General features: G+C 68.8%; 14 protein-coding genes. 5 read left to right on the plus strand and 9 right to left on the minus strand.

Annotated features, from left to right (window positions below; translation table 11 throughout):
- The first annotated feature begins 303 nt into the window (after positions 1-303).
- The 4 genes from ACFWFP_RS07430 (at position 304) to modA (ending at position 3,732) form a co-directional block, all read left to right on the plus strand.
- On the plus strand, positions 304-702 hold the full coding sequence (locus tag ACFWFP_RS07430; protein WP_379293677.1) for a molybdopterin-binding protein: 399 nt from the start codon (positions 304-306) through the stop codon (positions 700-702).
- 61 nt (positions 703-763) lie between these two features.
- Positions 764-1,576, plus strand: a complete 813-nt coding sequence (modB, locus tag ACFWFP_RS07435; RefSeq protein ID WP_379293680.1) for a molybdate ABC transporter permease subunit — start codon at positions 764-766, stop codon at positions 1,574-1,576.
- Between the two features lie 23 nt (positions 1,577-1,599).
- Positions 1,600-2,622 carry an ABC transporter ATP-binding protein gene (locus ACFWFP_RS07440; RefSeq protein WP_379293681.1) on the plus strand — a complete coding sequence of 341 codons (1,023 nt, stop codon included), beginning with the start codon at positions 1,600-1,602 and terminating at the stop codon, positions 2,620-2,622.
- A 330-nt stretch (positions 2,623-2,952) separates the two neighbouring features.
- Entirely contained in the window at positions 2,953-3,732 is a 780-nt protein-coding gene (modA, locus tag ACFWFP_RS07445) for a molybdate ABC transporter substrate-binding protein (RefSeq protein WP_379293682.1), read from the plus strand.
- A 53-nt stretch (positions 3,733-3,785) separates the two neighbouring features.
- Here the strand turns inward: modA and ACFWFP_RS07450 are convergent, their stop codons facing one another.
- From ACFWFP_RS07450 to ACFWFP_RS07480, 7 genes are all read right to left on the minus strand, one after another.
- Complete coding sequence (locus ACFWFP_RS07450) at positions 3,786-5,231, minus strand: DUF1254 domain-containing protein (RefSeq protein ID WP_379293683.1); 1,446 nt, start codon at positions 5,229-5,231, stop codon at positions 3,786-3,788.
- A 97-nt stretch (positions 5,232-5,328) separates the two neighbouring features.
- Complete coding sequence (locus ACFWFP_RS07455) at positions 5,329-7,362, minus strand: ATP-binding protein (RefSeq protein ID WP_379293684.1); 2,034 nt, start codon at positions 7,360-7,362, stop codon at positions 5,329-5,331.
- A 41-nt stretch (positions 7,363-7,403) separates the two neighbouring features.
- Positions 7,404-8,762 carry an FAD-dependent oxidoreductase gene (locus ACFWFP_RS07460; protein ID WP_379293685.1) on the minus strand — a complete coding sequence of 453 codons (1,359 nt, stop codon included), beginning with the start codon at positions 8,760-8,762 and terminating at the stop codon, positions 7,404-7,406.
- Between the two features lie 126 nt (positions 8,763-8,888).
- The gene (locus ACFWFP_RS07465; protein ID WP_379293686.1) at positions 8,889-9,680 is read right to left on the minus strand and encodes an ABC transporter permease; all 792 of its coding nucleotides are present in this window, start codon (positions 9,678-9,680) and stop codon (positions 8,889-8,891) included.
- A complete protein-coding gene (locus ACFWFP_RS07470) occupies positions 9,677-10,489 on the minus strand; it encodes an ABC transporter permease (protein WP_379293687.1) in 813 nt (270 codons plus the stop codon). Before ACFWFP_RS07470 ends, ACFWFP_RS07465 begins: the two co-directional genes overlap by 4 nt.
- Complete coding sequence (locus ACFWFP_RS07475; protein ID WP_379293688.1) at positions 10,486-11,436, minus strand: ATP-binding cassette domain-containing protein; 951 nt, start codon at positions 11,434-11,436, stop codon at positions 10,486-10,488. Before ACFWFP_RS07475 ends, ACFWFP_RS07470 begins: the two co-directional genes overlap by 4 nt.
- Before the next feature lie 24 nt (positions 11,437-11,460).
- Entirely contained in the window at positions 11,461-12,018 is a 558-nt protein-coding gene (locus tag ACFWFP_RS07480; protein ID WP_379293689.1) for a TetR/AcrR family transcriptional regulator, read from the minus strand.
- A 111-nt stretch (positions 12,019-12,129) separates the two neighbouring features.
- Here ACFWFP_RS07480 and ACFWFP_RS07485 point away from each other — a divergent pair, with 111 nt between their 5' ends.
- Complete coding sequence (locus ACFWFP_RS07485) at positions 12,130-13,851, plus strand: ABC transporter ATP-binding protein (protein WP_379293690.1); 1,722 nt, start codon at positions 12,130-12,132, stop codon at positions 13,849-13,851.
- A 48-nt stretch (positions 13,852-13,899) separates the two neighbouring features.
- On the opposite strand, the gene ACFWFP_RS07490 is transcribed toward ACFWFP_RS07485, so the two are convergent.
- Together ACFWFP_RS07490 and ACFWFP_RS07495 are read right to left on the minus strand one after the other, a co-directional pair.
- Complete coding sequence (locus tag ACFWFP_RS07490; protein WP_379293691.1) at positions 13,900-19,815, minus strand: amino acid adenylation domain-containing protein; 5,916 nt, start codon at positions 19,813-19,815, stop codon at positions 13,900-13,902.
- A gap of 73 nt (positions 19,816-19,888) precedes the next feature.
- Positions 19,889-20,830, minus strand: a complete 942-nt coding sequence (locus ACFWFP_RS07495; protein ID WP_379293692.1) for a methionyl-tRNA formyltransferase — start codon at positions 20,828-20,830, stop codon at positions 19,889-19,891.
- Positions 20,831-20,853: the final 23 nt, after the last annotated feature.

The raw sequence follows: 20,853 nt of genomic DNA on the forward strand, positions 1-20,853 counted from the left end.
GCCTCGACTTTACCGACAGGTGCCTCACACCAGACCCGCGAGTCCAGTTCCGCGTACCAACGGTGGCCCACCCTTCGACTCATCGGCAGCCGATGCAGACTCCCGTTGTGCGCCGATTTCGGTCGTGCTGAAGCCTCCGAAGCCGAGCTGAGAGTGGCGCTCGAGCGGGAGTTCGGTGCGGGCGCGCGGTGCGCACCGAGCATCTGAACACCACGCTGATGATCGCGGCCGGTGGCGGTCTCAGGTGCACGCCGCGCTATCCGTCGCTCGCATTCCGCATGTGCACCGAATATGCTGCACTTCGTGTCGAATCTGCGGATCAGCGAAGTAGCTGCCTTGATGGGTGTCAGTGATGACACCGTGCGTCGGCATATCGACCAGGGCCGGCTCACCGCGATCCAGCTCGACAGCGGGCGCAAAGGAATAGAAGGGCGCGAGCTGGCCGAATTCCTGCAGAACAACGCGGAGGCACCGGGTCCGGGAGTCACGGTCGCGTCCTCGGCGCGCAATCGTCTGCGCGGGATCGTCACGCGGATCGTGAAGGACACCGTGATGGCGCAGGTCGAGATGCAGGCCGGGCCGTTTCTGCTGGTGTCGCTGATGAGTCGCGATTCCGTCGACGAGCTCGGTCTCGAGGTCGGCAGTATTGCGGTGGCCTCGGTCAAATCGACCCATGTCGTCGTCGAAGTCCCGGAAAGCTGACGAGGTCGAACGTGACGTGTCCAGTGCGCGCGGTCTTCGCCGAGGCCGGATTCGGCAACCCGTGACACAGGTCGCACGACGGCGTGGCGTTCGAGGGCGGCGACCGCTGATCCTGATGGTGCCCGCCGTGTGCGGTCTGGTCTTTCTGACCCTGCCGCTGATCGGCCTGCTGTGGCGCACGCCGTGGCGGACCTTGCCGGAACGGTTGGTCAGCGCCGAGGTGGGGCAGGCGCTGCGGCTGTCGCTGATCTGCGCCACGTCGGCGACGCTGGTGTGCCTGGTACTCGGCATCCCACTGGCGTGGCTGCTCGCGCGGGGCGATGTCCCTGGGCTCAGATTCGTCCGTGCCCTGGTCACGGTGCCGCTCGTGCTGCCGCCGGTGGTCGGCGGCGTGGCGCTGCTGCTGGTACTGGGCCGGCGCGGCTTGGTCGGCCAGTACCTCTACGAATGGACCGGCTTCTCCTTGCCGTTCACCACCGCCGGGGTGATCGTGGCCGAGGCGTTCGTCGCGATGCCGTTCCTGGTGATCTCGGTCGAAGGTGCGCTGCGCGGCGCTGATCCCCGCTACGAGGAAGCCGCCGCCACGCTCGGCGCGTCGCGATGGCTGACCTTTCGCAGGGTTACTCTGCCCTCGGTGATGCCCGGCGTCGTCGCGGGTGCGGTGCTGTGCTGGGCCCGCGCGCTCGGCGAGTTCGGTGCGACGATCACCTTCGCCGGTAGCTTCCCCGGCACGACAACGACGATGCCGCTGGCGGTGTATCTCGCCCTGGAAACCGACCCCGAGGACGCGATCGTGCTCAGTGTCGTGCTGCTCGCGGTCTCGGTGGCGGTGCTCGTCGCACTGCGCGACCGGTGGACGCGAGGCACACTGTGACCCTGAACGCCGAAATCCGCGTCATGCGTGAGTCTTTCGTGCTCGACATCGCTTTCCAGGTCGCACCGGGTGAGGTCGTCGCCCTCCTGGGGCCCAACGGCGCGGGCAAGACGACCGCCCTGCGGGCACTGGCCGGGCTCACACCGTTGAACGAAGGGCGGATCGTTCTCGACGACCACGTCTGGGACGCACCCCCGAACCGGTTCGTCCCGGCGGAACGACGGGAAGTCGGCGTCGTGTTCCAGGACTATCTGTTGTTCGCTCATATGAGCGCTCAGGACAACGTCGCCTTCGGACTACGTGCTCGCGGACAACACCGCAGCACGGCCAGGACCAAGGCCACCGCGTGGCTCGAACGAGTCGGACTCGACAGCCACCTGCACGCGAAACCCCGTGCGCTGTCGGGTGGTCAAGCCCAGCGAGTCGCGCTGGCGCGTGCCCTGGTGACCGATCCCGCGCTGCTGTTGCTCGATGAGCCACTGGCCGCACTCGACGCGGGCACCCGGCTGCAGGTCCGTTCGGAACTGGCTCATCATCTCGGCGACTACCCCGGCCACACCGTGCTGGTCACCCACGATCCCTTCGACGCGATGATCCTGGCCGACCGGCTGATCATCGTCGAGAACGGCGTCATCGTCCAAGAGGGCGCACCGAGCGACGTCGCGCGGCGCCCCCGCACCGACTACGTCGCCCACCTGGTCGGACTCAACCTCTATCGGGGCACGGCCGCGGGCACCACGGTCGATCTCGGCGACGGCGCCGCCTTCACCATCGCCGAACCCGCGCAAGGCCCGGTGCATGTGTCGTTCGCTCCCACCGCGGTGAGCCTGTATCCGCAACGCCCCAGCGGCAGCCCACGCAACACCTGGCAGGTCACCGTCACCGGCCTCGAACAGCACGCGCACACAACCCGCGTCCGGCTCGACGGCGCACCACCGGTCTTGGCCGAGGTCACCCCCGCCACCGTCGCCGACCTACGACTGCACAGCGGAGCACAGCTGTGGGCCTCGGTGAAAGCCACCGAAATCCACACCTATCCCGCGTGATCGACACCGGCGGGAGCCTCGGCGGCCAAGACGTACACCCACGCCACCGCCCTGGCTCTCGTATCTTCCGCGAGTGAACCTCACCCGCTGGCCGAGTTGATCCTGCTGCCCCGGTAGCCCGTGCAGGCAACGGCGGGAACCGAGGTGACAATGCTCGTAGTTGCAGTACGATCAGCTTCGTTATGCCGCATCCCAGATATTATCTCGCAAGGATCACCGTATTTGCGGAGGCGTGGCTGCAATCGGCGGCCGGATCGGGTGCAGCCCGACCGAGACGGCCAGACCTCATCCCGTTGTATCCGGAACCGCTGAAAGTTGAAGAAGTTGAAGATGACTCGCATGGTCTGTGGCGTTGCGACGGCCGCCACCGTGGCGCTGGCCACGGTCGGCTGCGGAAACGACACGAAGACCGAACCCGCATCGGCGGACGAGGTCACCGGGACCGTGACTGTGTTCGCCGCCGCCTCGCTGACCGAGACGTTCACCGAACTGGGTAAGCAGTTCGAGGCGGCGCACCCCGGGGTGAAGGTGGTCTACAACTTCGGCGCCAGCTCGGCCCTGGCCGAACAGATCAAACAAGGCGCACCCGCGGACGTGTTCGCCTCGGCCGCGCCCAAGAACATGCAACAGGTCGTCGACGCCGGCGAGATCACGGCGAAACCGGTGACGTTCGTGCGCAACCGCCTCGAGATCGCGGTGCCCGCCGGGAACCCGGGCCACATCACCGGTCTGGCCGACTTCGGCAAGACCGAGCCGAAGATCGCACTGTGCGCCGAACAGGTGCCTTGCGGTGCGGCGGCGAAAACCGTCTTCGAGGCCGCCGGAATCGCCCCGCAACCCGACACCCGTGAATCCGACGTGAAGGCCGTGTTGACGAAGGTGACCTTGGGCGAGGTGGACGCGGCCCTGGTCTACCGCACCGATGTGCACGCCGCCGGTGCGAAGGTCCAAGGCATCGATTTCCCCGAGTCGACCAAGGCTGTCAACGACTACCCGCTCGCACCGCTGGCCAAGGCGCCCAACTCCGCGGCTGCCGCGGCGTTCGTCGAGTTCATCGCCTCGGACAAGGCGCGTGCGGTCTTCACCGAGGCCGGATTCGACAAGTCGTAGCCGCCGCCCCGCGCTGCCACCGACCGCGAATCCGGGTCTCAGTGACGGCGCAGTCAAGGGTTCACGCGCTCCACATCGTCGGGGATCCAGGTCTGGTCGAAGAAGGCTCGGGTGGGTCCGTACAGGCGCAGGGTGAGCAGGAATCCCTCGTCCGGGTTGGTCGGGATCCAGTTGGCATCAGTGGAATCGGCAGGTTTGGACGGGCCGGTGTAGATGTCGTAGGAGCCATCGGCGTTGGCCGTGACGCGCTTGTCGAGGGAGTTCACCGAGGGGATCGGGTGACCGTCGACGGTGATCATGGTGCCGTCGACCGGGTTGTAGAGGGTGACGGCCCAGAACAGGCGTGCGGGCGGGTTCGGGGGCAGACGCAAGCGGTAGTGATTGGCGCCGGTCAGGTACTCGCCGTCGGCATCCCAGAAAGTGGAGGGGTACTTCGCGCCGCCGCCGATGATGTTGAGCGCCATCGCCGGGCTGGCGGAGTAGGCGACGGTGAAGAAGGTGGCCTGGTGGTCGAGGCTGAGGTAGGTGCCGGCGTTGAAGTTCTCGTCGACATCGGGGAACCCGTTGAGCCAGTGGCGTTTCTCGGCGCCGGTGTAATACCGGCGGCCGGGGTAGCTGTCGGGTGTGGTGCTCAGTGCCACCGCCAGCTGGGGAGCGAGGCGGGCCGCGGCGTCGAGGATCTCGCGGTGCCGCGCATCGGGTTCGAACGGCTCGCCCTTTCTGATGCCGATGGAGGCCATCATCCCGCGCAATCGCAGGTCAATCGCGTCGACCGGTTCGTAGTCGACGAACCCCGCGAGGAGGTCGAAGAAGCCGGCGTCGCGGGGGAACAGCATGTCGACCCGTTCGCCCGAGGCGTCGGGGAACTGCATCGGTTTCCAGGTGGCGGGATTGGACTGGTACAGGGGATGGATAACGGTCTGTTCCAGCGCCGCCACACCGGTCGCGGTCTCGGGGCCCTCGTCGCCGCTGGTCAGAAACGCGCGCCAGAACAGGAAGACGTTGTAGGTGGGTGAGTGCAGCACGTGGTAGCCCCCGGGCAGCGGCGGACCGTCGTAGCCGGGCGGCACCAGCAGATACTGTCCGCCTTTGCCCTGGTCGGGCCCGGCCAGGCCGACATCGGAGAGGGCGTGCTGCCAGAAGTCGGTGAGCATGCCCAGGATGCCGGGCGGCGCCGCGATCACCAGCGGTCCGTCGGCAGCGAGGTCGAGATAGCTCATCGCGTAGATGACGTCGGCATTCGGCGTCGGTACCCGGCAGGCGGAGTCCATCCGCTGCTTCCAGATCGGCAGCACGTTGTAGCCGCCGCCCCAGCGGCCGTGGGACCCGTCGCGCAGGGCGATGACGTTCACGATCGGGAGTGCCTGCAAATAGACCTGCACGGCCCGCTGGAAGAAGTACTCCTCCAGCAGTCGCTGACGGTCGTCGTCGGACAGGTAGTTCCCGTCGGGCTCGATTCCCGCGAACTCCGACCATCGAGCGCTTTCGACCTGCGTCATCGCCAACGTCCTTTCCGAGCGGATCCGGGGCTCCCGGTACCGGACCGTAGGACGGATGGCGCCGCGCCGAATCACCCGTGGGGGATGAAGTTGCGCATCATCGGCGGGTTCCGTAGAGCTCGATGTGCCACATCTCGGCGATCACCCGCTCGATGCCTTGCGTGAGGTGGCGGCGGTAGGTCGAGAACGGCAGCCCGAGTAGTTCGGCGGCCCGTTCCTGGGTGGGTGCCGGGCGCAGGTAGGTGCGGTCGAGGACGCGGTAGAGCTTCTCGCCGCGTGCGTCCTCACGCACCGACTCGACGATCGTAACGAGTAGATCGCGCAGTGCGGCACCGGTGGCTGGGCCCGGCCGGTCGGCGACCACCTTCGAGCGCAGCAGCGGATTGCGTTCGAGGCCGCCGCCACGCCCCATCCCGCGCAACGCGCAACGGACAGCGTCGGCGAATTCGGGCTGGGACAGAACGAGTTCGGGTGCGGGCCGCGCTGGTCGCGCGGAGACCCCGCCGACGACGCGATCACTGGTCAGGTCGAGCCATTCGGGAATGCCCACCCGCCGCCAGTCGTGGGCGTACACCGCGTACCGGCGGCCGCCGACCTCGTATTCGGCATCGTGGGCACGATGGAAATTGATGTGGGCCATGAAGGGTTCCCAGGCGTCGGAGGCCTCGAACGCGCCGATGAAGTCCCACGTCAGATCCGGGCGCGACAACCAGAACTGGGTCGAGCACGCCGTCACCACATTGATGGTCGGTGACGCGAGCTGGTTGAGTTCCGCGTCGACGAGGAACCGTCCCGCGTGCACCGGCTCGCCGGGTCGTGGCCTGCCGTACCTGGTCGCGTAGTCCCACATGGCGTGGGTGCCGGGGTCGGCGGCCAGCTCGGCCTCGGTCGCGTCGTGCAGGGCCAGCCGGCAGAAGTAGCCGATCGGCGCGCTGCCGGAGGCTCGGACCACGACGAACTGTTCGGGCTGACGAGCCAGCCAGAAGTCCACCAACTCGGCCTGCTCGGGGCCCTGGTGCCGCTTCGTCATCGCCAGGATGGACTCCCGGTACTCCGCGCGGTAGCGGTCGGGGAAGGCCCGGCCGAACGTCGACCAGTCCCAGTACGCCGAGATCGACGGGTTGTGGCGGTGCAGGAAGACGAGATCGGCCACCGGCCACCGATTCTGCTGCGCGGTGGCGTCGAGCACCTCGATGAGGTGCGCGCGTACGCGGCGATGCACGTCGAGGTAGGACTCCGGATCACGCCAGCGCAAGTCGGCGTCGAGAACGTCGCGGGCGATCTCGTGCGGCGCGAGCCCGAGCGGCCCCGGCTCGATGATCGCCAGCTCGCACAGCCACTCGAACACGTCCGCGCAGTCGGATTCGCCCAGCGCGGCCCGCAGCAGCGCCTCGGTGGTGAACCGGACGTGCGCGCACACCTCCAGTGCGGCCCGGTGACGTTTGCTCGGCACCGAATCGACGAACCGCGCGAGCAGGGCGCGCACCGCGTCGGGAGCCTCGACCAGTGCGGCGGGCAGCTCGCCCGCGGTCTGGGCGAGCACGTCGACCAGTAGCGACAGCGCCAGCGGGTGGCCGTGGGTGAGCGCCAGCATCCGTTCGTGCTTCTCGTCGGGCACCTCGGCGACCCGCAGGTAGGCGCGGGCGTCGTCGGGTGCGAGGTTGCGCAAGGAGATCGTGCGCAACAGATCCCGCCAACCGGGGTCGTCCGACCACGACCGGGCAGGCGGATGACGGCCGGCGATCACGACGAGGACATTCGTCGCCAAGGTGGGCAGAAATGTCTCGCGCAGCCAATCCTCCAGCGGCGCGAGACGTTCGAACGTGTCGATGAACACGACCGAGGACATGCCGGGGCCCAGCACGGCGCGCAACGACTCCGGCGACGGCTCGACCGTGCGTCCGTCGACCCGTGTCGTCGTCGCGCCCGCGAGTTCGGCGAGTTCGACCATTTCGGTCAGCAGCGCGGACTTGCCGATGCCGCCCGGCCCGTGCAGGAACAGCACCGTGAACGGTGGTTCGTCCGCGTCGAGCGCCGCACGGAACAGTTCCACTTCGCCCGCCCGCCCGACGAACCGCCGCCTGCGTGCCGATCGGAGCCGGTCGGCGACGGTCCTCGCGTCGTCAGTCATGTCTGTCAGTTCCGTTCATCGACGGTGCCCGCTGGCGATCGTCACCGGGCGAGCACCCGCGGTGGTGGCGCCACCGAGTCGCGTCTGCGCATCCCGACCGATACCCGCGCGAGGGTACCCGGCCGGAGCAGCCACGCGGGCGGGTCGAGCAAGGCCGAGACCCGCAGGAACCGCGCGGCGACCACGGGGTCGTGTCTGCCCACTTCGAGCAGCCGGCGGACGTAGGCGTTGACCAGCCGGATCCGGAGGGTCCGGGTCCCCTCCACCAGCGGTTGCGTCAGGTCGGCGCCGACGGCGAGCTGCCAGGCGACGTCCACCGGTACCGCGGAGTCGCGGAAGTACCGCCGTTCCATGTCGTCGCCGCCGGTGCGCAGGCACTCGCGCAAGGCCATGGCCTGCAATGCGGCCACCGACATGCCTTGGGCGTAGATGGGATTGAAGCCGCACAGCGCGTCACCGAGCGCGATCAGTCCCCGTGGGAAACGGCTGACCCGGTCGTAGCGGCGACGGCGGTTGGCGTCGTACCGGTAGGTCGACACGGGGGACAACGGCTGCGCGGCGCGCAACGCGTCGAGCACGTGCGGTGGCGCGAACGGCGCCACGAACTCGACCAGTTCGCCGAAACTCGTGCCGGGGTGATGGTCCCGATACCCGGTCGCGGTGAACAACCAGGTGTCGTCCTCGGTCGCGAACAACGCCATCCCGATCGGCCGGTCGGGGGCGGGTCCGATCAGCACCAGGGTCTCCGGTTCGCTGCCCGGGCGCAGCCGCAGCGCCACACTCGAGTACCCGATGTGGACGGAAACCCGGTCCTCGGTGGGCATTTCGTAGCCGAGCTCGGCCAGCCAGGCCGGTGTGCGGGTGCCACGGCCCATGGCGTCGACGACGAGATCGGCGGGCAGCACCTCCTCGGCGCTGCCCGCCGTACGGGAGATGATCCTGACGCCGGTGATCCCGGCTTCGTCGGCGACCAGGCCGACCACATCGTTGCCGCCGGCGAACCGCACGTTCGGCAGCACCCGAACACGGTCGCGCACTCGGCCTTCCAGATGCGGCCTGGTCGGCAGATAGGTCGCGACCTCCGGTTCGACCGCGGGCGAGAGCCGGTGGCCCGCGATCGAGAAATAGAAGTCGGTGTAGTCCTCGATCACCTTCGTGCCTGCGCCGACGAGCTCGTCGAGCAGGCCGGGAAACAGCCGCTCGAGTGCCTGGGATCCGCTGGGCAGCAACGCGTGCACGTGCTTGCCCTGCGGTACCCCGCGACGCGTCGTGTCCCCGCCGTCGAGGCGGTCTCGTTCCACCACGGTGACCCGGTCGTAGGAATCGGACAGCACTCGGGCGGCGAGCAGACCTGCCATGCTCGCGCCGAGTACCACTGCGTGTTCACCTCTGCGAACCATCGCGCACCTCCTGGAGTCTCAGCGATGGTGCGAGCGTGCGACACAGGACTGTTCGGTTACCAGTCCATTTCCCTGCTCACCTCGCCGGCGAGGTGAGCAGGGACGAGTGGGTTCGCGGCGCGTGGTTCAGCGCCGGCGGTATCCGCGAATGGCGATCGTCCCGAAAACCACGGTCAGCGCCACCGTCCACGCCAGCGCACGCAGCGTGGGCGATGCGACCGGTCCGGCGGCCGCCATCCCGCGCATCGCCTCGACCACCGACGACACCGGGTTGGCGGCGGCGACGGGCTGGATCCACGAGGGAAGATCCTGGCGTGGCACGAATCCGGTCGACAGGAACGAGGCCACCAGCAGGATCGCGTTGAGCGCCGAACCCACCGCCTCCCCGGACTTGGCGTGGACCGCGATCGCCACCATCATCCAGGCGACCCCGGTGCCGAAGACCAGCGGCAGCACGAGGAAGCCGACCACACCGAGCACGTCGCCCGTGAAACGGAATCCGAGCAGATAGCCGACCCCGATCACCGCGAGCAGCGTGATCAGGTTGCGCACCGCGTCACCGGCGATGCGCCCGATCAGCGGGGCCGCTCGCGCGATCGGCATCGCCCGCAACCGGCGGTCGAATCCCGATTGCAGATCGTCGTAGGTCGTCATCGCGGTGCCGAGCCCGGCGAACGCGATGCCCATCACGGCGAACAGCGGCAGGCTGAAATTCACGTAGTCGGCCCGGCTGCCGCCGGGGGCGACCAGCGAGCCGAACGACACCGTCATCAGCACCAGCAGGATGAGGGGGAAGAACGTGGCCATCATCAGCAGGACCGGGTTGCGCAGCGTCACCCGGATGGCGCGGATCGTGAGTGCCCATCCGTCGATGAGCACGTGCGGGCGGGGTCCCGTCGCGGTGCGGGTTTCGTTCACAGTGACCTCCGATATGCCCTGGCCGCGACCGCGACACAGACGACGAACCCACCGCTCAACCACAGCAGAGCGATCGTGACCGGCCTGGCGAGGGCCGCCTCGGCGTCGGCCAGCGCACGCAGCGCGTCCGCGGTGCGGCTGAGCGGCTGATTGGCGACGAACGGCTGCAACCAGTCCGGGAACGCCTCGGTCGGTGTGAAGGCGTTCGACACCAGCAGGAACGGGAAGAAGATGACATTGGTGATCACCTGCACCGAGTCCACCTTGCCCGCCGCGAAACCGATCGCGATGAACCCGGTGCACACCACCGCGGCGAAGAACAGTGCGATGAGCACGAATCCGATCGATGCGAGAAGACCACCACCGAGGTGGAAGCCCATGACGGCACCGGCGGGCAGCAGGACGGCGATCGTCAGCAGGGCACGAGTCAGCTCGGCGCCGACCAGTCCGAGTACCGGGGACATCGGCGAGACCGCCATGGAGCGGAGTCTGCGGATCATGCCGCCGGTCACGTCCTCGACCGACAGAATGGCCGCCGACATCGCGGTGAACAGCATCGCCTGCAGAATCACCGCGGGCAGCATGTACTGGCCGTAGTCACTGCCGATCCGGCGTTCGACCACGGTGCCGAACACGACGTAGAACATCGTGGCGAAGACCAACGGCAGCACCACGGCGCCGATGACAGAGGCGGGGCGTCTGCTCATCAACCGCAGGTGGCGACCGGCCAGGATCGCGGTGTCGGCCCGCAGCGACGGAGATGGACGGGTCACCGTGGCAACGGTTTTCGTTGCGGCGGTGGTAGTCACGGGGTGTCCTCGGGCTCGCCGGAGACGCTGGGGTGCCCGGTCAGGCGGAAGAACACGTCGTCGAGAGTCGGGCGGCGCAGGGCGATGTCGTCGACGGCGATCTCGGCCGCGTCGAGCTTGCGCACGACATCGACCAGTGTCGAGGCGCCCGCCGCGGCGACGGCGACGCCGTCGCTCAGCTCGGCGAGCCCGGTCATGTCCGCCAGCGCGGCAGCGATCCGGGCGCGGTCGCCCTCGGCGGCGGTGACGTGGCAGACCGAACCGCCGGCCTGGTCCTTGAGCTCGTCGGCGGTGCCGTCCGCGATGACACGGCCGTGGTCGACCACCACGATCCGGTCGGCCAGTTCGTCTGCCTCGTCCAGGTATTGGGTGGTGAGCAGGATGGTCATGCCGTCGTCGCGCAGGTCCCGGACCACGTCCCACAGCACCGCGCGGCTGCGCGGGTCGAGACCGGTGGTCGGTTCGTCGAGGAAGAGCACTTCCGGTCGGCCGATCAACGACGCCGCGAGGTCGAGCCGTCGTCGCATGCCGCCGGAGAAGGTGCCGCTGCGCCGATCGGCGGCCTCGGTGAGATCGAAGCGGCTCAGTAGTTCCTCGGCGCGCTCGGCGGCTCGCCGACGTCCCAGTTTCAGCAGCCGCCCGAACAGGACCAGGTTCTCGCGCGCGGTCAGGTTCTCGTCCAGGGCGACGAACTGCCCGGTCAGACCGATCACCGACCGGACCGCGCCCGCGTCGGCCACCACATCGTGACCGGCGACCCGCGCGTGACCCGCGTCGGGAACCAGCAGTGTGGTCAGTACATCGATTGTTGTCGTTTTTCCCGCCCCGTTCGGTCCGAGCACCCCCGCGATCGTGCCCCGTTCCACCGCGAAACCGAGACCATCCAGTGCGGTCACCCCGCCGAACCGTTTGACGAGGCCCTCCGCCTCGACCGCATAGTCAACCATGGAAGTTAACTTAACCTAACCTAACTAGGTTGGCGAGCCGATCGCCTTGCGCAGACTCGTCAGCGCTTGGGTCTGTGCGTGCATACGGCCGGCCGACTCGCGGTTGACGTGGTCGACGGCGGCATACAGCAGTGCCCACATCATGTTCAGGATCCACGAGGCGTCGAGCGCCGCGTCGATCGAGCGGTCGTCGCGCCCCCGCTCTATCGCCGCGATCGCATCGTCGTCGGACAGGCACGACGTGGTCTCGTCGTACACCCCTGACGTGAAGAAGAGGACCGTGAGGACATCGCTGAGTTCGAAGTACTCCTGGCACAGCCGCAGGACCGCGTCGAGCCCGGTCCCGTCGGCCAGGCGCGCACGCTTCGCGGCGTCGGCCACGGCCTGCTCGGTGAGCCGCCCGACGGCGGTGATCAGGTCCGATCGTTCGGGAAAGTAGCGGTGCAGCGTCGTACGCCCGACACGTGCCTTCTCGGCGACTTCCGTCAGCGACGCGTTGGGCGATTTCGCGAACGTCGACACCGCCGCGTCGAGAATCGCGCGACGGGTGCGTTCGCGGGCACTGGTCTCTTCGACATCCACAGGTGCAGCATAAGCGAGATCCATCCTGGATATTCACTTTACTAAAATGGAACAATGCTGTTCCATTGAAGGGTGACGACGATTGCGCCTCCGACTGAAACCGCTCCACCGATGACCCTGTCGAACCTGCGTGTCCTGATCGCCTATGCCCGACCGCACACCCGCATCCTGCTGGTCGGACTCGTCCTCGCCCTCGGCAGTTCCGCGACGGTGATGGCGACGCCGATGGTGACGAAACTGATTCTCGACGCGCTCGGCACCGGCGCGTCCATCATGGGTCCGACCGTCGCGCTGTTGGTGCTGCTCGTCATCGGCGCCGCACTCGGGTGGGGCTATTGGATCCTGCTCGGAACCGTCGCCGAGAACATCGTCTTCGACGCGCGCACGACGCTCGTAGGACGACTGCTCGGCGCGACGGTTCCGTCGGTGCAGGCGCGTCCCACCGGCGAGTTGGTCACGCGCGTTACAGCCGACACCTTGCTGCTGAAAGAGGCCGCGTCGTCGGCGGTGATCGGGATCATCAACGCCACCTTCCTGACGGTGGGCACCGTGATCTTCATGGGCGTGCTCGATCTGATGCTGCTCGGTGTCACCGTGCTGGCGATCGTCGTCGTCGGCATCCTGTTCGGGACGCTCATGCCGCGAATCGCCAAGGCGGACGCGCAAACTCAAGAATCGCTCGGCCGCCTCGGCGGAGTGCTGGAAGGTAGCCTGCGGTCGGTGCGCACGGTCAAGGCGGCACGCGCCGAGCACCGCATCGCCACCTTGATCGGCGCCGACGCGAGCAACGCCCGGACCCACGCGATCGAGTCGGTGCGCGTCTCGGCCACGGCATGGACCGTCGCGTGGACAGGCGTGCAGGGCGCCATCATCGCGATCCTGGCCATCGGTGCATGGCGCGTCGACAACGGTTCGCTGACCGTCTCGACGCTGATCGCGTTCCTGCTGTACGCGTTCACGCTGATGGGACCGATCCAGGAACTGACCACGCACATCACGGCCATGCAGTCGGGGATCGCGGCCGCCATGCGTATCCGGGAGATGGAGACGCTGCACTCCGAAGCGGACGTGGCGCACGAGCCCGCGCCGGCGACGACCACCGAGCCCGACGCCGCCGTGCGCTTCGATGCCGTCACGGTCCGCTACGCACCGGACGCACCGCACGCGTTGAAGGGATTGACGCTGCGGATTCCCGCGACCGGCCACACCGCCATCGTGGGACCTTCCGGCGCGGGTAAGACCACGGTGTTCTCGGCGATCCTGCGATTCGTCGAACCCGACACCGGGACGATCTCGGTGGGCGGCGTGGCCTACCGGAACCTGACGATGCGCGAAGTTCGCGCGCGTATCGCCTACGTCGAGCAGGAATCCCCTTTGGTGCCGGGCACCTTGGGCGACAACCTGCTGTTCCTGCGGCACAGTGCCACCGACGACGAGGTGGCCGAGGTTCTTCGCCTGCTCCGACTCGACTCGGTCGTCGCGGCCCAGCCGAAAGGCTTGGACACCCATGTCCGCGACACCGACCTTTCGGGCGGGCAGCGGCAACGGATCGCGATGGCGCGCGCGATGCTCGGTGACGCCGACGTGCTGCTGCTCGACGAAGCGACGTCGCAGATCGACACCCTGACCGAGGCGGCGATCGTCGAAGCGATCGCCGTGCGGGCGCGCACCCACGCCGTCGTCACGATCGCCCACCGCTTGTCGACCGTGCGGCACGCCGATCGGATCGTCGTGATGGACGACGGCAGCGTCCGGGCGGTCGGGACGCACGACGAGTTGATGCGCGCCGACGACCTCTACGCGCGAATGGTCCGCGCCGGTGGATTCGCGTAGGCGCACATTCTTCCGCGGCGGCGTCGACCACGGCCCGGCCTCATCCGCCTAGCGGACCTCGGACGGGTCGGCGACCGGGGTCGGCAGCAGACCCGCGGTGATGAAACCGTCGACATAGCGCTGGAGGACAGCGGCATCGATGGCCGGGCAACGCACACCCGATTGCGCGAGTACCGCTCGGGTGCCGGTGTCGTCGACGATCAGGGCGTCGCCGCCGCCGTTGAGGTAGTTGTCGGCGACGAGCGCGGCGCGCATGAGGTCGGCGTGCTGCGCGATTCGGCCGGCCAATCGCTCGGCGGCATCGGCCACCGACACTGTTTCGACGGGAAAACCGCTGCGGCGCAAGGTATTCAGGATGTCTCCGACATTGGTGGGCGCGCTGTTGACCAGATGGTAGATCTCGGTGTTCGGCTGCCGGCCGGTGGCGAGGGTGACCAGCGCCCGTGCCACGTAGTCGACCGGGGCCAAGGTGACGTCGGCGGATTCGATGTCGGGCGCGACCCCGAGGTGAGCGGCCGACCGGATGAGCGTCCAGAACGCGTCATCGGCACTGTTCGCGCCGCTGCTGATCGATCCGGCGACCAGACCGGGCCGGTGCACCGCGACCGGCAACCCACGTTCGGCTGCCGCGAGGACCAGCTGCTCGGCCACCCATTTGGTGGCCAGGTATCCGTTGCGCGGAACCTGATCGGCGGTGATCGCGGTGCGCTCGGTGACGATTCCGGTGTGCCCGACACCGACCGCGGCCGACACGGTGGACACGAAATGCAGGGCCTTCACCCGGGTGTCGACCGCCAGCCGCAGGATCTCGACGGTTCCGGCGATATTGGCCGGGCGCAGGGCGGCATAGGATTCCAGATGATTCACGCGGGCGCCGTTGTGGTAGATCACCTCGATCCGCGCGGCCAGCTCGGCCCAGGTATCGGCGGCGAGCCCGAAGCGCGGCGCGGCGAGATCGCCCGGCACCGGCACGACCCGGTCCGCGAGCCCCTCGGTCCCGAGTCCGTATCGCTGGAGCGTCGTTGCGAGGCGGCGGAGCGCGTCGTCGGCGTCCTGCGCGCGGACCAGACACCAGACACGCGAGGCGGTACGGTCGAGCAGTTCGCGCAACAGATGGATGCCGACGAAACCGGTGGCGCCGGTCAGGAGCACATCGTCGGCCGAGATCGGTGGCGCCGCAAACGCTTCCGGCACCGTGATCGTGGGGTCGAGGCGCGCGTCGTCGATCAGCATGTCGGTCCAGTGCCCGGCGGCCGCCGCGCCGGACTCCGCTGTCACGGCCGCCGTCACCGCCCGCGGCGTCGGCGCTTCGAACAGCATGCGGGGGTCGGCGTCGATGCCGAGCCGGTTCCGCAGCTCCGATCGGAGGGTGAAGACCAGCAGTGAGGTGCCGCCGAGATCGAAGAAGCTGTCGTCGATCGCGACCGAATCTCGTTCCAGCACATCGGCGAACACCTGGGCCACCGCGAGCTCGCGCACGGTGGCCGGCTCACGGCCATCGGCCGCGGCGGCGTCGCTGTCCCGCTCCGGACGCTCGGGCAGAGCGGGCCCGGCCGCGACGGAGCCGGACAACTGCGCGACAGTCGCGTCGGGATGTGCGGCGATCGCCGTCAGGATCTCGACGAACCGCGTTGCGAACCCGGCCACCGTCGCCGCGTCGTAGAGGTCGGTGGCGTAGCGCAGGCTCGCCGTCAGTCCGCCCGTGCCCGACTGCTCACGTAGCGTCAAGGCCAGGTCGAAATGCGTTGTTTCCCAGGGGATATCGAGGGCGTTCACGGTCAGCCCGCCGAGGTCGAGCGTGGGCGAGGGGGGCAGGTTCTCGTAGGAGAACACGGCCTCGAACAGCGGGTGTCTGGTGCTGTCGCGCGGCGGATTCACCGCTTCGACGATGTGATCGAAGGGAACGTCGGCGTTGTCGAGCCCGGCGAGCGCGACCTCCCTGGCTCGCGCCAGCAGCATGGTGAAGTGCTCTCGCGGATCGAGGGTCAGGCGCAGGGGCAGGGTGTTCACGAACATGCCGACCAAGCGGTCGAGGGCAGGGTGGCCACGGCCCGCGACGGGGGTCCCGACCGTCACGTCCGTGATCCCGGCCAGGTCGCCGAGCAGCACGGCGAACGCCGCGTAACCGGCCATGAAGGGAGTCGCGTTGTGCCGGTGAGCCAGCTCGGTCAGTGCCGCGCCGATGTCGGCGCCGATCTCGAAGTCGATCACCGCGCCGGTGCCGCCCGGCCTGCCGGAGCCGGGAACACGGACTCGATCGGTCGGTAGCGGCAGCCGGTCGGGCGCGCCGTCCAGCGCCTGCACCCAGTGAGCGAGCTGACGAGCGGCGGTGGACCGCGGATCGTGTCGATCACCAAGCCGCCGATGCTGCCACAGCGTGTAATCGGCGTACTGCAGCGGCAGCGGCTCCCACTGCGGTGGCCGTCCGGCCGCCCGCGCGGTGTACGCCGCGGACAGGTCGGCCACGAGCGGGCCGTGCGACCAGCCGTCGGCGGCGATGTGATGGGCGACCAGCGCGAGCACGTGGTCGTCGGGACCGAGGTTCCACAGCGCCAGCCGGATCGGCGCGTCGGTGGTGACGTCGAAGGGCGCGGCGACCGCCACCGCGAGTTCGGCGTCCAGCTCGGCCCGGGCGAGTGCGTGCGCGATCAGCGGTGCACCGCCCAGGGCCGCGTCGACGGTGAGGATGCGTACCTGCGGCCCGGCGCTGCCGGCGGGATACACCGTGCGCAGCACCTCGTGCCGGTCCACCACATCCCGCACAGCGGCATCGAGCGCCGCCACATCGACAGATCCCGTCAGGCGCAACGCGATCGGCAAGTGGTACGCCGAGGAATCCCGGTAGAGCTGATTGAGCAGCCACATCCGCAGCTGCGCCGGGGCAGGCGCCAGGTGTTCGGGCCTGGCTGTTGGCACCGGTGGGTCCTCGGCCTGGTTCTCGGCGTCATCGAGTCGTAACGCCAGCGCCGCGACGGTCGGTGCGTCGAAGACGGTGCGGACACCGATGCCCAGGCGCGCCGCGAGTGTGGTTGCGGTGAGCGAGGTCCCGCCGAGTTCGAAGAAGTCGCTCTCGGCCCCGGCGACTTCGACCGCGAGTACCTCGGCGAAAGCCGCCGCCATCGTCCGTTCGGTGTCCGTCGAGACGGGCCGGGAACCGTCGTGACCGAACACCGGCGCGGGCAGGCGACGGGTGTCGAGTTTGCCGTTGGAGGTCAGTGGCAAGGTGTCGAGTACCAGGTAGGCGCTCGGCCGCAGATACGCGGGCAGCCGCTCGGCGATCTGGAGCCGCACCCGCTCCACCTCGAGTGGACCGTCCGGCACCAGGTAGGCCACCAGATGGGTGCCCCGGGAGTCCTGATGTGCGGTGACGGCGGCCCGGCCGACGCCGGGGAGGCCGGTGAGCGTGGTCTCGATCTCGCCCGGCTCGATGCGGTGACCGCGCACCTTGATCTGGAAGTCGCTGCGGCCGTGGTAGATCAGTTCGGGCTCGGCATCGGCGGTGAGCGTCACCAGGTCGCCGGTGCGGTACACCCGCCCGCCGGGCGGGCCGAACGGATCGGCGACGAATCGGGCCGCGGTCAACGAGTGCCGTCCGTGGTAGCCGCGGGCCAGGGCCGGGCCGCCGAGGTAGAGCTCGCCGATGACGCCGGGTGGCACCGGACGCAACCGGGCATCCAGCACCAGTGCGTGGAATCCGCGCAGGGGCGCGCCGATCGTCACCGGCCGGTCCGGCGTCAGCTCCGCGATGGTCGCGATATCGGTGGCCTCGGTGGGGCCGTACCCGTTGCGCATCAACCGGGTTCGCGACCAGGCCGAGACCAGATCGGGTCTGATCGCCTCCCCGCCCACGCCGAGGACACGCAGGTCGGGCAGGGTTTCGGGGTCGAGGGTGGCCAGCACCGCCGGGGTGATGATGGCATTGGTCAGCCGTTCGCGCCGCATGAGTTCGGCAAGATCCGGTCCGGCCATCACATAGCGCGGGGCCACTACCAGCGTCGCCGCACCGGCCAGTCCGCACAGGATTTCGCCGACCGCCATGTCGAAACCGGGGGAGGCGTGGTGCAGCGTGCGGGCTCCGGGTCGCAACGCATACCGGTCGCGGCGCTCGGCGGCCAGGTTCGCGAGTCCACCGTGGGTCACCAGCACGCCCTTGGGGACACCGGTGGAACCGGAGGTGTAGATGAGGTAGGCGGGGTGCGCGGGCCGGGCGGAGACCGGCTGCCGCAGCTCCGCATCCGGCGCCGCGTCGGGGTCGGCAATCGTCCAGTGCACCGAGTCGGGCAGATCGGTGGGGTGCTCGATGCCCGTGACGCCGAGGGTGGCGCCACAGTCGCCGAGGATGTGGGCGATGCGCTCGGCCGGGTATCCCAGGTCGATCGGCACGAAACCCGCCCCGGTCTTGGCGATCGCCCAGATCGCGCCGACCGAGGCGGCGCACCGTTCCATGACCATCGCGACCAAGGTCTCGGGGCCGGCGCCGGCGGCCTGCAGCGCACCGGCGAGGCGGTCGGTCCACGCGTCGAATTCCCGGTAGGTCCAGCGCTTCTCGCCGTAGACGACGGCGATGCCGTCCGGGTTCGCCGCGACGGCGGCGGCGATCAGCTCACCCAGTGTGGCCGGTGCACCCGCCGCCGGCCCGCACCAGGGGACGAGCAGGTTCGCCTCGGCGGTGGTGAGGACCGGCAACCGGTCGATCGGAACATCGTTGTCAGCGGCGGCGAACGCTGTCAGGAAGCCGACGAACCGGTCCAGTTGCGTGGTGACCTCGGCCTCGGTGTAGCGATGGAGGTTGGCTTCGAACTCGATCCGCAAGCCGGAACCGGTTACCGGATACACATTGAGCGCGAGATCCTCGACCGGCCCGGTGGACAGCAGTTCGATGACCCCGCGCGCCGGACCGAGCATCAGTTCCGTGTGGAAGTTCATGATGTTGACCGCCGGTCCGAAACTCAGCGACTCGGCTCGGCGCCCACTGTCGCGGACCATCTCGGCACCGCGATAGCGCTGGTGGCGCAGTGCCCCGCTCAGCTCGGCACGCGCGCCAGCGATGGCGGTGCCGACAGTGGCACCCGAGCAGCGCAGCGGCACGATATTCGATGTCATGGCGCCGCATGCACGCACCGCGGCGGTGGTGCGCGCGGTGACCGGCAGGCTCAGCGTTACCGACTCGGTGTCGGTCAGCCTGCCGAGGAACGCGGCGAACGCCGCCACCAGCACGGGCGCGAGGCCGGGGAAGTCGGCTCGCGTCCGCAGTCGCTCGACCAGCGATGCCGGCAGCTCGGCGCGGGCGTGGATCGGCAGCGGATCGGGCGAACCGGGTCGCGTCGCAAGGGTGACCGGGGCAGGCAGCCCGGCGAGCTGCTCGCGCCAGTATTCGCGGTCGGTTCCGTATCGCCGCGAGCCCAGGTAGCTCTCCTGCGCGGCCGTGAGCACAGCCGTCGAATCGACTGCGGCCGAGGGTAGTTCGGTTCCCTCCAGCAGGGCCGTGTAGTGACCGCTCAGCAGGTGCTGCATGCGGACGGCGCCGAACCCGTCGAGCGCCAGGTGATGGGCACGCGTGTAGAGCAGGTGACGCTGGGAGCCCAGTCGCAGGACCGTGGTCACCATGGGTGGATCGGCGATCAGATCGAACGGCGCGCACTGATCGGCCCGCATCCAGGCTCGGGCGGCGGCCTCCGGGTCGGATTCCCCGCTGCAGTCGATGACGGCGATGTGGTCGTCGATGCCGTCGTCGTGCACCTGTCCCGGTTGCCCGTCGACGATGGTGAAGCGCACATAGGCGCCCAGATCGCGCGCGGCCAGGTGGGCCGCGCGGCGATATGCCGCGAGGTCGAGCGGTCCGCGTAGGTCGACGTACTGGGCGATGGTGAGCGGCACCGGTCCGAGCAATTGCTGAGCGAACCACACCTCGCGTTGTGCCGCGGTGAGCGGGCGGACAGCAGGGATCGAACCGTGGGGAATCATGGTGCCTCGGAACTGGGAGAGAAGGTGGAAGACAGCGCCCGTGTCGTCGGCCGGGCGCTGCGGAACCGGGAACTCAGGCGGGGGAGTCGGTGAGATAGCCGCCGCGAGCGAAGAATTCGGCACCGTCGTGGTCGGTGCCCGCCGCGCTACGGACGCGGGTGATCACCAGCGCGTGGTTGCCACCCCGGTGTGGCTGGGGACCGCACACGACCGCGCCGCCACCTTCCTGGACGATCACTCGGCCCGCGGTACCGCCGTAGCGTGCCTCGGAGATCACCGCGTCGAGAATCTCGACGCGTTCACCGCGGTAGTAGGAGTAGGCGCGCGGATACGGCGCGGACAGCGCTCGCACGAACCGCTCCGAATCGGTCGCTTCCAGCGACCAGTCGACCCGGCTGTCGCGATCGGACCGCTTGTGGAAGTAGGTCCGCTCGGCCTTGTTCTGCGGCGTCCACACCGCGGTGCCGTTCTCGAGCGCCACGAGAGCCTCGCGCACCGCCCCGGGAATCAACTCCATTCCGGCGAGAACGAGCTCGGTGCCGGTGGCACCGGGCGGAATCGGCAGCCGCTTCTGGACCAGGATGTCGCCGGTGTCGAGTTGGGCGTCCATGCGGTGCACCGTGAGGCCGAATTCCTCGGCGCCGCTGATCAGCGCCCACAGCACCGGCGAGAACCCGGTGAACTTCGGCAGCAGCGAATCGTGCAGGTTCAAGGTGCCGTGGGGCGGCATGTCGTACAGCTCCGCGGGCATCCAGGTGTACCAGCTGTTGACCACGATCACATCGGGTTCGGCCTGCTTGACCAGGGCGATAGTCTCGGCGTCGGCACGTTCGGTGAGGTGCACCGGAATGCCGTGTTCCCTGGCCAGTTCCTCGACCGAATCGTTCCAGATGGCCTTGTAGGCGGATTCCGCGGCCGGGTGGGTGACGGCGAGGACGACCTCGTGCTCCGAGTCGATCAGAGCCTGCAGGGTCTTGCGACCCCAGGTTTGGAAACCGAACGACACGATGCGCATGGAACTGCCCTACTTTCGTCTAT

The sequence above is a fragment of the Nocardia sp. NPDC060249 genome (assembly GCF_042728755.1).
GTDB lineage: Bacteria > Actinomycetota > Actinomycetes > Mycobacteriales > Mycobacteriaceae > Nocardia.